General features: G+C 75.3%; 8 protein-coding genes. 6 read left to right on the top strand and 2 right to left on the bottom strand.

Translation table 11 applies throughout. The features are described 5' to 3' along the window. The first annotated feature begins 13 nt into the window (after nt 1–13). From ACQYWQ_RS22505 to ACQYWQ_RS22515, 3 genes are all read left to right on the top strand, one after another. Nucleotides 14–622, top strand: a complete 609-nt coding sequence (locus ACQYWQ_RS22505; RefSeq protein ID WP_431037000.1) for a GNAT family N-acetyltransferase — start codon at nt 14–16, stop codon at nt 620–622. Nucleotides 623–1262: 640 nt separating this feature from the next. Continuing rightward, on the top strand, nt 1263–4376 hold the full coding sequence (locus ACQYWQ_RS22510; protein WP_431037002.1) for a helix-turn-helix transcriptional regulator: 3114 nt from the start codon (nt 1263–1265) through the stop codon (nt 4374–4376). Between the two features lie 92 nt (nt 4377–4468). Continuing rightward, nucleotides 4469–4732: a DUF6191 domain-containing protein gene (locus ACQYWQ_RS22515; RefSeq protein WP_431037004.1), complete on the top strand. Its 264-nt coding sequence runs from the start codon at nt 4469–4471 to the stop codon at nt 4730–4732. An 84-nt stretch (nt 4733–4816) separates the two neighbouring features. On the opposite strand, the gene ACQYWQ_RS22520 is transcribed toward ACQYWQ_RS22515, so the two are convergent. Further along, a complete protein-coding gene (locus ACQYWQ_RS22520; RefSeq protein ID WP_431037006.1) occupies nt 4817–6001 on the bottom strand; it encodes a PQQ-dependent sugar dehydrogenase in 1185 nt (394 codons plus the stop codon). 349 nt (nt 6002–6350) lie between these two features. Then, nucleotides 6351–7457: an aldo/keto reductase gene (locus ACQYWQ_RS22525; RefSeq protein ID WP_431037008.1), complete on the bottom strand. Its 1107-nt coding sequence runs from the start codon at nt 7455–7457 to the stop codon at nt 6351–6353. A gap of 108 nt (nt 7458–7565) precedes the next feature. Here ACQYWQ_RS22525 and ACQYWQ_RS22530 point away from each other — a divergent pair, with 108 nt between their 5' ends. The 3 genes from ACQYWQ_RS22530 to ACQYWQ_RS22540 all read left to right on the top strand — a co-directional run bounded on the left by ACQYWQ_RS22530 (nt 7566) and on the right by ACQYWQ_RS22540 (nt 15272). Continuing rightward, a complete protein-coding gene (locus tag ACQYWQ_RS22530) occupies nt 7566–8519 on the top strand; it encodes a 2-hydroxyacid dehydrogenase (protein WP_431037010.1) in 954 nt (317 codons plus the stop codon). A 510-nt stretch (nt 8520–9029) separates the two neighbouring features. Then, the gene (locus tag ACQYWQ_RS22535; RefSeq protein WP_431037012.1) at nt 9030–12887 is read left to right on the top strand and encodes an EAL domain-containing protein; all 3858 of its coding nucleotides are present in this window, start codon (nt 9030–9032) and stop codon (nt 12885–12887) included. Nucleotides 12888–13400: 513 nt separating this feature from the next. Beyond that, nucleotides 13401–15272, top strand: coding sequence for an acetolactate synthase large subunit (locus ACQYWQ_RS22540; protein ID WP_431037014.1), 1872 nt, complete (start codon nt 13401–13403; stop codon nt 15270–15272). Nucleotides 15273–15282: the final 10 nt, after the last annotated feature.

Raw genomic sequence — 15282 nt, forward strand, 5'->3', positions numbered from 1 at the left:
GCCTGGAGGCACCGTGTTCGCCATCCCGCTCGGCCCCGAAGGCGCGCAGCTGCGCCCGCTGGAGACCTGGCACGCCGCCGAGTTCCTCGCCCACGTCGAGCGTGGCCGCGACTTCATCGGCACGTACATAGGTTTCGTCGACGCCGTCGTCTCGCGGGACGCCGCGCGCGCACTGCTGCACAAGTACGCGACGAAGCGCGCCGCCGACGAGGGCTACCTGTACGGGATCTGGACCGGCTGCGCGGAGCCGGGCGGCGGCACGCTCGTCGGCGGCGTCCTCTTCCGCGTCTTCGACGTGAGGACCGGGGTCTGCGAGATCGGCTGCTGGCTCGAACCCGCCGGTACGGGGCGCGGCCTCGTCACGCGCGCCTGCCGCGTACTCGTCGACTGGGCCTTCCACGAGCGCGGCATGCACCGCGTCGAGTGGTGGGCCGCCGCCGGGAACACCGCGAGCACCGCCGTCGCACGCCGCCTCGGGATGACGCGCGAAGCCGTCCTCAGGGAGAGCGCCGCGAGGAACGGGGTGCGGCACGACATGGAGGGCTGGGCACTGCTCGCCCGCGAGTGGGAGGCGCGCGAGGACGGGGAACGGCGGACTGAGCCCCGCGGGGCCCGCGCGTAAGGCACCGCGTCCCGCGCGCTGAGGCCCCCGCGCGCCACGACGTGGGCGAACGCCCGACGCGAGGCCCCCACCTCAGCGCGGAGGCTGGCACCACGACGCGGCGAGGAGCGCCGCGACACGGTCCAGGGGGCGCGCACATGTGGGGATACGACTACGACACGTACCGGATGCGGGCGGAGCAACTGCGCGAGGAGGCGCGCGTGGCGGTGCTGGCGCGGGACGCGCGGCGGGCGGCGCGGCGTCGCGTGGGGTGGCTGCGTGTCGGGTGGCGTCGCGTGGGGTGGGGGGCGCGGCGGCGCGGCGTGGTGGGGCGGCCCGACGTCGCGTCGACGGCGGCGTACGGCGCGGCGTCGGCGGGGCGCGACGGCGCGTCCGGGGCGGCTGACGTCGTGTCCGGGCGGCCCGGCGCCGCGCCGGCTCCGCCTCGCGGCGCGGCGCGGCAGCCTGACGTCGCGTCGGTGCGGTGCGACGTCGCGTCTGTGTCGCCTCACGTCGCGTCGGGGGAGCGGGCGGCCGGGGTGGTACGGGTGCTGCGGCGCGTTCTGCGGGTGGGTGCCGTGCCGGGGGTGCGGGGGTGAGCGGGGGACCGGCGGGGGGAGGGGGCGTCGTGGGCGCGGCGGCGTTGTCGTACCCCTGTGCGATGCTCGGGCGTGTGCAGAACCAGTCGCTCAGCCCGGTGTTCGTGGGGCGGGACGCCGAGTCGGGCGTGCTCGCCGCCGCGCTCCGCGAGGTGTCCGCGCCCGAGGCGCACGGGCCGCGCGCGCTGGTGCTCGCGGGGGAGGCCGGTGTCGGCAAGACGCGACTCGTCGAGGAGTTCGGGCACGGGGCGCGGCGCGCCGGGGCACTCGTCGCCGTCGGGGGCTGCGTCGAACTGGGCGGCGACGGGCTGCCCTTCGCGCCCTTCGCCGCGGCCCTGCGCGCGCTGCGCACCGCGCTGCCCGAGGAGTTCGCCCGCGCGGGAGCGGCGATCGGCGCCGACCTCGCGCGACTCCTCCCCGAGACCGCCGCGCCACCGACCGCGCCATCGACCACGCCGCTCACCGCGCCCGGCCACGCGCCCGCGCCCGCGCCCGCGCCCGTACCTGACACCCCGCCAGCCCCCGGGAGCGCCCCAGCCCCAGCCCCAGCCCCATCCCCAGCTCCGGGCCCCGCCCTCCGCCCGCCCGCCGTCCCGCACTCCGCCGAGGACAGCGCGCGCCTCTTCGGCCACGTCACGCGGCTCCTGGAGGAACTCTCCGCCGCGCGCCCGCTCGTCCTCGTGCTCGAAGACCTGCACTGGGCGGACGCCTCGACGCGCCACCTCTACGCGCACCTCCTGCGCACCCTGCGCGCGGGCCGCCTGCTCCTCCTCGCCACGTACCGCTCCGACGACCTGCACCGCCGGCACCCCCTGCGGCCGCTGCTCGCCGAGCTGGACCGGCTGCGCGCCGTGCGCCGTATCGACCTCGCGCGCCTCGGCCACGCCGACGTACGCCGCCAGCTCGCCGGGATACTCGGTGCCGAACCCGAGGCGACGCTCGTCGACGAGATCTACGCGCGCTCCGACGGCAACGCGTTCTTCGTCGAGGAACTCGCCATGTCCCTGCGCGAGGGTCACCGCCCCGGGCTCAGCGAGAACCTGCGCGAACTGCTCCTCGTCCGCGTCGAAGCCCTCCCCTCCGACGCCCGGCGGGTCCTGCGCCTCGTCGCCGAGGGCGGCTCCGCCGTCGAGCACCCCTTGCTCGCCGCCGTCAGTGCGATGCCCGAGGACGCGCTGCTCGACGCGTTGCGCGCCGCCACGAGCGCCCACCTGCTGAGCCCCACACCGGACGGCGACGGCTACCGCTTCCGGCACTCGCTCGTCCGCGAGGCCGTGTGCGACGACCTGCTGCCCGGCGAGCGCTCCGCGCTCAACCGCCGCTACGCCGAGACGGTCGAGTCCGCCCCGCACCTCGTACGCCGCGAGGAACTCGACGCGCGCCTCGCCGGCTACTGGTACGCCGCGCGCGAGCCCGCCAAGGCCCTGCCCGCCGCCCTCCGCGCCGCCGCGAACGCCCGCGCCCGGCACGCGTACGCCGAGCAGCTCCACCACCTCGGCCGCGCCCTCGAACTGCGCGACCAGGTCCCCGAACCGGAACCCGGCACCCCCGCGCCCCTCGACCTCCTCGCCGACGCCGCCACCGCCGGACGCATGAGCGGCCAGGCCGGGCGCGCGTACACCCACGTCGGGCACGCCCTGCGGCTCCTGGAGCACGAGCCCGACCCCTTGCGCGCCGCCTGGTTCCTGACCCAGCGCTCGCACCTCGCCACCGCCCTCGGCCGCGGCGACGGCGGCGCGGAGCTGCGCCGCGCCGAGGAACTCGTCCGCGGACTGCCGCCCTCCGCGGTGCACGCCGAGGTCCTCGCGCACCTCGCGGGCTGGGAGATGGTCAACGAACCGGGCCCCGACAGCCTCGTCTCCGCCGAACGCGCCGTCGACTACGCCCGCATGGTCGGCGCCGTCGACACCCAGCTCTCCGCGCACATCACGCGCGGCGTCCTGCGCGTCGCCGCCGGGGACATCGACGGCGGACTCGCCGAGCTGTACGAGACGAAGGAGCGCGCCCTCGCGCTCGCGGCCCCCGACCACATCGCGCGCGCCGCTTCCAACCTCCCCTCCGTGCTCGAAGGCATCGGGCGCTCCGCGGAAGCCGCCCGCGTGGCCGCCGAAGGCGCCGTGATCTGCGCGCGCCACGGACTCGTCGGCAGCGCCGCCTTCACCTGGTCCAACGCCGCCGAGTCCCTCGTCTCGCTCGGCCGCCACGCCGAAGCCGAAGAGGCCTTGCGCCACGCCGAGCAGCCGGGCGGCGGAGCCGTTGTACGGGGCTTCACCGCCCTCACGCGCGGCGGACTCGCGCTGCGCACGGGCGACACGGACGCGGCGCGCGAGGTGTACGAGGCGCTCCGCGCGCTCGCCGCCCCGGACGGCCACGCCCCGCAACGAAGGTTCCCGCTGCTCGCCCTCGGCATCGGCCTCGCGACCGAGGCGCGCGACGTCGCCGCGGGGCGCGCCCTCCTCGACGAGGCCCTGGAGGGCGGCTTCTCGCCGCACGCGCACCGCCACGTGTGGCCGCTCCTCGTCGCCGCGGCGGGACTGGAGGCCACGACGCGCGGGCTGCCCGCCGCCGAAGCGGGCCGCGACGCCGTCCTGGACCGCATCAGCGCCGCGGCGCGCTCCGTGCCCACGCCCGTGCCGCTGTGGCAGGGGTACGCGGAGCTGCTGCGTGCCGAGCTGCTCCGGGCGCGGGGCCGCGCCACCGCCGCCGACTGGGAGGGGCCCTACGCGGCGTTCCGCGGGCTGGACCGCCCCTACGAGACGCTGTACAGCGCGCTGCGCCTCGCCGAGACACTCCTGTCGGCGGGTGAGCGGGAACGGGCGGCGCACGCCCTCGGGCCGGTCGGTGAGACGGCGCGCGCCTTCGGGTACGCGCCGCTCGCCCGCGAGGCCGCGGCGCTGGCCAGGCGCGGGCGCCTGCGCCCCGTGGCCGGGGCCTCCGCGACCCCGGCTGCGCCGCCCGCCGAGACGCTGGGGCTCACCGCGCGCGAGAGCGAGGTGCTGCGCCTCGTCGCCTCCGGGCACAGCAACCGCCGTATCGCCGAGGCCCTCTACATCTCGCCGAAGACCGCGAGCGTCCATGTCTCGCGCATCCTCGCGAAGCTCGGCGTCACAGGCCGTGGCGAGGCCGCCGCCGTGGCGCACCGGCTGCGCCTCTTCCCCGAGCGCGAGGAGGTGTAGCCCCGCACGGCAGCGTCACCTTTACCGGACACTTTCACTCGAACGGGCTTACGCTGGCAGAACGGGCACCCTGCCCGAGGCGGGAGGCCACCGTGTTCAGCGCGTTCGACATGCTCTTCAACCCCGGCCGCAAGCACACCGAGGACGAGCAAAGCCGACTGGAACTCACCCGTGAGGACACTGGCGACGGCGATCCCGGGCACGGCCCCATCGACCTGCGCTCCGGCAAGGTCACCGTCCGCGTCACGGCCGCCGGGCTCGTCCCGCCCACCACGGACGACACCCCTGAGGAGACCTTCGAACCGCCGGCCCCCGAGCCGCGCGCGGTGACGGACCCGGGCGCCTGGCGGATCTGAGCGGGCCGACGACGGGCCCCCGCGGCCGGTCACCTCACACGTACCGGCCACTTCGCACGTACCGGTCACCTCGCACGTACCGCCTCACTTCACGCGCAGTTCCAGGATCTTGTCGTCGCCCTTGGACGGGGTGCCGCGCGAGTCGGTCTCGTTGGTGAGCAGCCACAGCTTGTCGCCGCCCGCCGCGACGACGGCGCGCAGCCTGCCGTACTCGCCCTTCAGGAACGCCTGCGGCTTCGCGACCGCCTTCGTGCCGTCGAGCGGTACGCGCCACAGGCGCTCGCCGCGCAGCGAGGCGAGCCACACCGAGCCCTCGGCCCAGGCGACGCCGCTCGGCGAGGCGTCGGCCGTCTTCCACTGCTCCAGCGGATCGGTGAACCCGGACGTGCCCGCCTTGCCCTCGGCGTCGGGCCAGCCGTAGTTGCCGCCCGGCTCGATGAGGTTCAGCTCGTCCCACGTGTCCTGCCCGAACTCGGAGGCCCACATGTGCTTCCCGGGGTCCCACGCGAAACCCTGCACGTTGCGGTGGCCCCAGGACCACACGGGCGAGTCGGGGTCGGGGTTGCCGCGTGCGGGGGCGCCGTCGGGGGTGACGCGCAGGATCTTGCCCGCGAGGGACTCACGGTCCTGGGCGAGCCCGCGCTCGCCGGTCTCGCCCGTGCCGATGTAGAGCATCCCGTCGGGGCCGAAGGCGATCCTGCCGCCGTTGTGCGTCACGCCCTTCGGGATGCCGCGCAGAACCGTGCTCGGCGCGCCGAGCCGCTGCCCCGCCGGCTTCTTCGCGTCGTAGAGCATCCGCGCGACGCGGTTGTCGGACGCCGTCGTGAAGTACGCGTAGACCAGGTGATCCGTCGCGAAGCCGGGCGACAGCGCGAGCCCGAGCAGTCCGCCCTCGCCCTCGTGGACCACGCCGGGCACCGTTCCCGCGAGGGTCTTCTTGCCCGAGCCGGTGTCCACGTGGAGGATCTGGCCGTTGTCGCGCGAGGAGACGAGCAGCCCGTCCTCGGGGAGCGGCGCGAGCGCCCAGGGCGCCTTGAGCCCCTCGGCGACGGTACGCACCACATCGACCGATCCCTTCGCGGGCGCCGCCGACGCGCTCGCCGACGCCGTGCCCCTGGGGGCGCCGCTCGCCCCGGGCCCTGTTCCCGTCGCCGAAGGGGACGCGCTGCGGATCGGGTCCCACGAGCCGTCCGAGCCCGAGGAACAGCCCGCGAGCAGCAGGGTCCCGGTGGCGGCCAACGCGGCGCAGGTAAACGGAATGCCTCGCACGAAAACGGTCCTCTCGGTCGGGCTCGCCCGGTCACATCCACACGACGCGTTCCCGCGCCGGCTCCCAGCATGACGGCGCGGGGCGGCCGACGGGGCGTCGCGCGCCACACGCGTCGCGCGGAGGGACGCGACGTGGCGCGGTGCGGGGCCGCTCCGCCGGTACGGGGCGGGCTGGGCGACCGTACGGTGCGGGCGTCGGCGTACGCGACGTTCCCGTACGCGAAGCGGCGCCGCCCGCGACGCTCGCGACGTGGCGCCTACGCGACGTACCGCCCCCGCGCGACGTACCGCCCCCGCGCGACGCGACGCCGCCCCCGTCCGACCTGTCGCCCCGTCGCCCCGTCACCCGTCACCCCCACGCGTCCCAGCTCTCCCGTGCCCGCGGCAGCGCCGCTATCTCGCGCAGGTCGCTCTCGTCGAGGCGCAGACCTGCCGCCGCGGCGTTCTCGGCGGCGAAGGGGGCGCGCTTCGTGCCGGGGAGCGCGACGACGCGCGGGTCGGCGGCGAGTACCCAGGCCAGAGCGACCTGGGCGACCGTCGCGCCGTGGCGCGCGGCGACGCGGCGCAGGCCCGCGACGACGGGCTGGTTGGCGGCCATCATCTCGGCCGTGAAACGCGGGTGCCTGGCCCGTACGTCGTCCGGCTCGAAACCCTGGCCGGGGGTGAGCGTCCCCGTGAGGTAGCCGCTGCCCAGCGGGCGGGCCGCGAGGAAGCCGACGCCGCGCGCCACGCACCACGGCAGCAGCACCCGCAGCGCGTCGGGCGACCACACCGACAGCTCGGCCTGCACCGCGCTCACGGGAAAGACCTGCTGCACCCGCTCCAGGAGCCGCACCGTCGGCGCGTACGGGGCCTCGCGCGGCGCCGTGAGCACGCCCCGCGCCGTCCGCACCGTCACGCCGCCCGCGCGCGACGTGGCCGCGCGTGAGGCGGCGCCCCCGCGCACGGCGTCGCCCCGTACCGTCGCCTCGCGCACCGCCCGCGCGTCGTGCGCGCACAGCCCGAGCGCGCGGACCTTCCCCGCGGCGACGAGTTCGGCCATCGCGCCCCACGTCTCCTCGACCGGGACCTCGGGGTCGGCCCTGTGCAGTTGGTAGAGGTCGATGACGTCGGTGTGCAGGCGGCGCAGCGAGGCGTCGCAGGCGCGCCGTACGTAGTCGGGACGGCCATTGGCGACGAGGTGCCCGTCGCCCACGAGCAGCCCGCACTTCGTCGCGAGCAGCGCCTCCTCGCGTCGCGCGCCGAGTGCCCGCGCGAGCAGCAGCTCATTGGTGAAGGGCCCGTACATATCGGCCGTGTCGAAGAGCGTCACCCCGTGGTCGAGCGCGGTCCGCACCGTCCGCTCCGACTCGCTGCCCGAGCGCTGCGAACGCGTGTAGGCCCAGCTCATCGGCATGCAGCCGAGACCCACAGCCCCCGCGCGCAGCGCCCCGGAGCCGACCGTCCTGCGCTCCACCTGGTCTTTCCTCCCCGCCGCACGTACGCGCACCAAATTAACCGCAGCGCCGCGCGCGCCCCGCCCCGGCCTCCCCGGGGCCCTCCCGCGGTCGTTAGCCTCCTGACCATGACAGGCGATGTGTGGCTCCCCTATCCGGCCGACCAGATCCCGGGCCTTCCCGGCGAGAAGGAGTCGGGACTGACGTACCGCCGCTGGGACGGCGAGGAGGCGTTCCCCGCCGACCCCGCCGACTGTGTGTTCTACGTCGTGCCCTACCTGAGCGGCACCGACGTCGCGTTGCGCCCGCTCCCCGCCATGACGGACCTCCGCGTCGTGCAGACGCTCTCCGCGGGGACCGACAACGTCGCGCCTGCCGTCGCGGCGCTGCGCGAGGGCGTCGTGCTGTGCAACGCGCGCGGCGTCCACGAGGCGAGCACCGCCGAACTCGCCCTCGCCCTGACCCTCGCCTCCCTGCGCGGCATCCCGCGCTTCGTCGAGGGTCAGCGCGTGGAGGAGTGGCGGTCCGGTTTCTACCCGGCGCTCGCCGACCGGACGGTGCTCATCGTCGGGTACGGATCGATCGGCGCGGCGATCGAGGACCGGCTCACGCCCTTCGAGTGTGCGCGGGTCCTGCGCGTCGCGCGCTCCGCACGTGCTACGGAGCGCGGTGACGTGCATCCGCTCACCGCGCTGCCCACGCTGCTGCCCGAGGCGGATGTCGTGATCCTCTCGACGCCGCTGACCGAACAGACCCGCGGTCTCGTCGACGCCGGGTTCCTCGCGCGCCTCAAGGACGGCGCGCTGCTCGTCAACGTCGCGCGCGGCCCCGTCGTCGACACGGACGCGCTGCTCGCCGAGGTCGGTACGGGGCGTCTCACCGCGGCGCTCGACGTCACTGACCCCGAACCGCTCCCGGCCGGCCACCCCTTGTGGCACGCGCCCGGCGTACTCGTCAGCCCGCACGTCGGCGGCTCGACCTCCGCCTTCGAACCCCGCGCGAAGCGGCTCCTGGCCCGCCAGCTCACCCGCTTCGCGGCGGGCGGACAACCCGACAACATCGTCTTGACCGCGGGCGGCTGAAACCTCGTCCGCCTCCCGGGGGCGGCGCGGCGACACCCCTCGCGTCCCGGCCGCCCCTCCCGCCCGTGCCGCCCCCGTGCGGGCGAGCTTGTTCCGTTCCGGCCCCCCGTGGGTGGTTTTCGCCCCACCATGAGCCGGGAACGGAACCAGCGGACCCGGCTACTGGCACGTACCGCGCACGGCCCGCCCCGTACCGTAGGCGCCGCAACTGAATCGTCACAGAGAGTAGAGAGACTATGTCGCTCTGTGACGGTTCTGGTGTATCGTCGGCGCAGGGGTGCCGTCGCGGACGGTGACGGTGCCGGGGACGAGCCGCCGGACGGCCGGGCCGAGGACGCCGGAGACAGGGACACCGAGGGGGCGACGGGGCATGCGGGGCCTTGAGACACGGCAGCCGAGCACGTACGGGGCACGGCCCACACAGCGCGGCGGACACGAGCCGCTGCCCGGACCCACCGCTTCCTGCCGCCCCACCGGACGGGTGCTGATCCCGCCCACGGGAGCGGTCCGGTGAACGCGGGCAAGGCCGTGCGCGGCGCCCACCCCGGGGAAGAAACGGACCCCGGGAACAGCGCGGACCCCGGGAGCGGTGCGAGCCCGGGGAGCGGTGCGAGCCCGGGGAAGCGCGGGACCCGGCGTCCCGCGCCCGGTCTCGTCGGCCAGATCCTGCTCGCCCTGCTCTGCGCCGGGTACGCGGCCGGCGCGGTGCTCGGCTGGGGCACCCCCCGGATCGCCGCCTTCATGGGCGACTTCGGGCTCAGCCTCGCCGGGCTCGTCGCCTGCGTCTCCTGCGTGCTCTACGCGCGCCGCGGCCGCACCCGCTTCCGGCCCGCCTGGCTGCTCTTCGCCTTCTCCTCGGTGATGGCCGCAGGGGGCAACGCGGTCTGGGGCTGGTACGAGGTCGTCCTCCAGCAGAGCGTCCCGGTGCCCGGGCTCGCCGACCTGTTCTTCCTCCTCTTCGCGCCACCCGCCATCGTCGGGCTCCTCGTGCTCGCCAAACGGCCCGTCACGCGTGCGGGCTGGGCCTGCCTCGCGCTCGACTCGTGGCTCATCGGCGGTTCACTGCTCACGCTCTCCTGGAGCCTCGCGCTCGCTCACACGACGCAGTTCCGCGGCGAGAGCGTGCCCCGCGCCGCGCTCTCGCTCGCCTACCCGCTCCTCGACATCGCGCTCGTCTCGATGGTGCTCGCGCTGCACTTCAAGCGCTCGGCCGCCGGCCGCTTCGCGATCAACACGGCCGTCGGCGCCTTCGCCCTCACCGTGCTGTGCGACGCGCTCTTCACCTCGCCCCTGCTGCGCGACAGCTACCGCTCCGGACAACTGCTCGACGCCGGGTGGTTCGCCGGCTCGCTCCTCCTCGCGTACGCCCCCTGGGTCCGCTCCAACCGGCGCGCTCCCGCCGAGGAACCCGTCAGGACGCCCCCCGCGACGCGTGCGCGCACCAGCACCTTCGCCGCGCTCACCCCGTACCTCGCCGCCGCCGTCTGCACCCTCGGCCTCCTCTACAGCGCCGTCAACGCGCCGAGCGTCGACCGTGTCGTCCTCATCACCGCCTGCACCGTCGTGCTGGCCCTCGTCCTGCGCCAAGGCATCATGCTCGTCGACAACATCTCCCTCACCCAGGAACTGGCGCACAAGGAGGAGCACTTCAGGTCGCTCGTCCAGGGCTCCAGCGACGTCATCATGATCGTCGCGCCGAGCGGGGTCCTGCGGTACGTGAGCCCGGCGGCCAGCGGTGTCTACGGGCGCGAGGCGGAGTCCATGCTCGGCTGCGAACTCGCCTCGTTCATCCACCCCGAGGACCTCGGCCAGGTCGTCCACGAGATCCGCCGCTTCCTCGCCGCCGATCCGGGCTCCGAGCCCACGACCCGCATCGAGTGCCGCTTCAAGTCCGGCTGCGGCGACTGGCTCAACGTCGAGTCCACCGTCAACCGTCTGCACGGCGGCCTCATCCTCAACAGCCGCGACGTCACCGAACGCGTCCGCCTCCAGGCCCAGCTCCAGCACAACGCCGAACACGACCCGCTCACCGACCTGCCCAACCGCGCCCTCTTCACGCGCCGCGTGCGCCGCGCGCTCAAGGGCCGCCGCACCGGCGACACCGGGGTCGCCGTGCTCTTCATCGACCTCGACGGCTTCAAGGGCGTCAACGACTCCATCGGCCACCAGGCGGGCGACGAACTCCTCGTCCAGGCGGCGCGCAGGCTCCACGAGTCGGTGCGCTCCGGCGACACCGCCGCGAGGCTCGGCGGCGACGAGTTCGCCGCACTCATCGTCGGCGAAGGCAACCGCGACGTCGCCGCGCGCGAGCAGCAGATCAAGGACCTCGCCGAACGCCTCCGCGTCGCCCTCTCGCTCCCGTACACCATCGAGGGCCACGAGGTGCGCATCGCCGCTTCGATCGGTGTCGCCTTCGCCGAGAACGGGCTCGGCGCCGGTGAGTTGCTCCGCAACGCCGACCTCGCGATGTACCGCGCCAAGGGGCTCGGCAAGGACCGCGTCGAGCTGTACGTGCCGCAGCTCCAGACCGAGGCCGTGCGCCGTACCGCGCTCGCCGGACGGCTGCGCACCGCGCTCGACGAGGGCGAGTTCGCGCTCCTGCACCAGCCCGTCGTGTGCCTGCACACCGGCGCCGTCGAGGTCGTCACCGCCGAGGCCCGCTGGCGCTCGGCGCAGGGCATCCTCTTCACGCCCGAGGAGTTCCTGCGCGGCCCCGGCGACGGGGAACGCGGGGGAGCGCTCGGCCGCTGGCTGCTCGGCGAGGCCGTCGCGCAGGCCGCCGAGCGCCGCGCCGAGGGCCACACCACGCCCGTCTCGGTACGGCTCGGGGCCCGCGCCCTGCTCGACAGGGCCACCCCGCTCACCTCCGTCGAAGCGCTGCTCACGCGCTACGCGCTGCCCTCGGGCGCCCTCCAGATCGCCCTGCGCCTCGACGACCCCCGCGTCCCGCTCGACACGCTGGAGCGGCGGCTCAACGTGCTGCGCAGGCTCGGGGTACGGGTCGGGCTCGACGGCTTCGGCGCGGGGCACGCCACGATCGAGGCGCTGCGCCGCCTCCCCGTCGACGCGCTCACCCTCGACCGCGGACTCGTCGGCGGCGTCGTCGACTCGGCCCGGCACTACAAGATCACCGCCGGAGTCCTGCGGATCGCCACCGACCTCGGCCTCTACACGGTCGCCGAAGGCGTCGACCGCGCCGAGCAGGTCACTGTTCTCCAGGCCCTCGGCTGTACCCACGCGCAGGGCCTCGCCTTCTCCGGGCCGCTCGACGAGCATCGGCTGCGGCGGGCGCTCACACACGGCACGTACCCTCTGCCCGGCCGCAGGCCCGAGCCGGTACGGGCCGCCGCTGCCGCCCGCACCTCGTCCGCCGCCCTCGCGACGCGTCCCGTACGGCACCCGGGTGCCGCGCACCACACGGGCACCGTGCCCCTCGCCCCCACCGCCGTTCCCGTGCAGGTCCGGCCCGCCCACACGAGCCGCACGCCCCCCGCCGGTACCTCGCTCGCCGCCCGTCCCGGCGCGCAGCGCCCCGCGCACCCGCTCCCCGAACTCCTCGCGGAGGCCCCCGCCCGGCTCGGCGGGACCCCGTGGGACGACCACGCGGGGCGTGCGGCGCTGCCGGACGCGGGGGCACGGGACCACGCCGCGGGGCCGACGGGTACGGGCTCGGTCGCCGTCGGCGGGGGCGTCACCGCAGGGGAGGCCGCCGTCGCCGAGGTGGTGGCCGGGCAGGAGACCCAGGACACGGGCGGGATCTACGCGGGTGCCGCCGCGCTGGCGCAGGGAGAGCCGTGGGGGACACCGCCGGGACAGGGCGCGTCCGGCCACGTGATCGCCGTGCGGGCGACGGAGCTGCGCGCGGCGCTGGCCGAGGCGAGCGCCGACGCTTCCCCCACCGCCGGGACCGTGCCCGTCCAGCCCTCCGGCCCCGGGGAACTCCCGCACCCCGGTCCCAAGGAGGCCGAGCCGTCCGGCTCCGGGTGGGCCCCGCCCTCCGGGCCCGGGGAGGCGCGGCGCTCCGGCCCTGGCGGGGTCCCGCCCTCCGGTGCCGGGGAGGTCCCACGCTCCGGTCCCGGCGGGGCCGAGGCCGCCCCGCCCGCTCCCGTGTCCGCGCTCACCGCCTCGGGGCTCGGGCTCGTGCAGCCCGTGCGGACGTGGCCCGGCGCCGGGACGCGGCCGCCAGTGGTTCCTGTGGTCCTCGTGCCGGGGGCCCTGCCACCCGGCCTCACCGAGGCGGTGTCGGCCGCTGGAGCGGGGCTCGGCGCGCTCCTGGGCAAGAGGCCGGGCGAGCGGCGCGGCGGGCCCCGTACCGCAGCCGAAGGGGCGGGCACCGGACGCCCCGAGGCACCCGCGCCCCCGCAGTGACCGGACGCCCCGAGGCGCCCGCGCCTCCGCAGTGACCGGACGCCGGGGCCTCCCGGCCTCGCGGTGACCCGGCCCTCCGCCTGCGCGGCGTCCCGCGCGCCCGCCCGTCCGCATCCTGATACGTGGCCTTCGCCACGCCCGTGCCGCCGCCAGGGCCGGCCCCGCCCCTGCCCGCTCCCCGGGCCCCTCGGAGCCGCCTCGGACGGTACGTGCCCCCACCCCTCTGATGACCACATCGTGAGATCTGTGTCCCACCGGCTTGACAGTTGACAGGGGCGGGGAGGAGGGTCACTGCCATGCGCACCCGAATTCTCGTACTTGGACAGCGCGTCGGCTGAAGCCGGAGAACGAACTCCGGCACCCGCACCGACGCGCTCCCCTCGCTTGCCACCCGGCACGAGGGGTTTTTTGTTGCACAGGTGCCCGCCGGACCGGTCCCCGCCGCCGCGCGAACCACCACGAAACGCACCCGCCCACCCGTACCGAGAACTCAAGGTTGAGAAGAGAATGCCGATGACCGAGCAGGCCACCGGGGCCCCGCATCCGCAGCCGCGGCCCCGTTCCGGCGGACAGCAGTCCGGACACGTCGAGCGCGTGACGGGTGCGCAGTCCCTCATCCGCTCCCTCGAAGAGGTCGGGGCCGACACGGTCTTCGGCATCCCGGGCGGCACGATCCTCCCCGCGTACGACCCGATGATGGACTCGACCCGTGTCCGCCACGTCCTCGTGCGCCATGAGCAGGGCGCGGGCCACGCGGCGACCGGCTACGCGCAGGCCACGGGCAAGGTCGGCGTCTGCATGGCGACCTCGGGCCCCGGCGCGACCAACCTCGTCACGCCGATCGCCGACGCCAACATGGACTCGGTGCCGCTCGTCGCCATCACGGGCCAGGTCGCCTCGGCCGCGATCGGTACGGACGCCTTCCAGGAGGCGGACATCGTCGGCATCACGATGCCGGTCACGAAGCACAGCTTCCTCATCACCAAGGCCGAGGACATCCCGCACGCCATCGCCGAGGCCTTCCACATCGCGTCGACGGGCCGCCCCGGCCCCGTCCTCGTCGACATCGCCAAGGACGCGCTCCAGGCCGACACCACCTTCAGCTGGCCGCCGACCCAGGACCTGCCCGGCTACCGCCCCGTGACGAAGCCGCACGCCAAGCAGATCCGCGAGGCCGCCCGGCTCATCACCACGGCGAAGCGCCCCGTGCTCTACGTCGGCGGCGGCGTCCAGAAGGCCCGCGCGACCGCCGAGCTGAAGGTCCTCGCCGAGCTGACCGGCGCCCCCGTCACGACAACCCTGATGGCCCTCGGGACCTTCCCCGACAGCCACCCGCAGCACGTCGGGATGCCCGGTATGCACGGCAGCGTCACCGCCGTCACCGCACTCCAGAAGGCCGACCTCATCGTCGCCCTCGGCGCCCGCTTCGACGACCGCGTCACCGGCAAGCTCGACAGCTTCGCGCCTTTCGCGAAGGTCGTGCACGCCGACATCGACCCCGCCGAGATCGGCAAGAACCGCGTCGCCGACGTCCCGATCGTCGGGGACGCGCGCGAGGTCATCGCCGACCTGGTGCAGGCCGTCCAGAGCGAGCACGCGGCCGGGCGCAAGGCCGATCTGACCGCGTGGTGGGCCGACCTCGACCGCTGGCGCGAGACGTACCCGCTCGGCTACGAGCAGCCCGCCGACGGCACCCTCTCGCCGCAGGCCGTCATCGAGCGCATCGGCGCCCTCGCGCCCGAGGACACGATCTTCACCGCGGGCGTCGGCCAGCACCAGATGTGGGCCGCGCACTTCATCAACTACGAGAAGCCCGCGACCTGGCTCAACTCCGGCGGCGCGGGGACGATGGGCTACGCGGTCCCCGCGGCGATGGGCGCCAAGGCCGGGCAGCCCGGGCGCACCGTGTGGGCGATCGACGGCGACGGCTGCTTCCAGATGACCAATCAGGAACTGACCACCTGCGCCCTGAACAACATCCCGATCAAGGTCGCCATCATCAACAACGGCGCCCTCGGCATGGTCCGGCAGTGGCAGACCCTCTTCTACAACCAGCGCTACTCGAACACGGTCCTGTCCGGCGGCCCCGACGGCACCGTGCCCGGCCAGCGCGACGGCGAGCCCCGGCCCGCGGGCACGCGCGTCCCCGACTTCGTCAAGCTCGCCGAGGCGATGGGCTGCGTCGCCCTGCGCTGCGAGGACGCGAGCGAGCTGGACGCGGTGATCGCCAAGGCGAACTCCATCAACGACCGCCCCGTCGTCGTCGACTTCATCGTCCACCAGGACGCGATGGTGTGGCCGATGGTCGCCGCAGGCACGTCCAACGACGACATCATGGCCGCCCTCGGGGTCCGCCCCGACTTCGGCGACGCCGCCGACGACTGAGACGGAAGAG

Origin of the sequence: Streptomyces sp. P6-2-1 (assembly GCF_050613165.1) — a bacterium.
GTDB lineage: Bacteria > Actinomycetota > Actinomycetes > Streptomycetales > Streptomycetaceae > Streptomyces.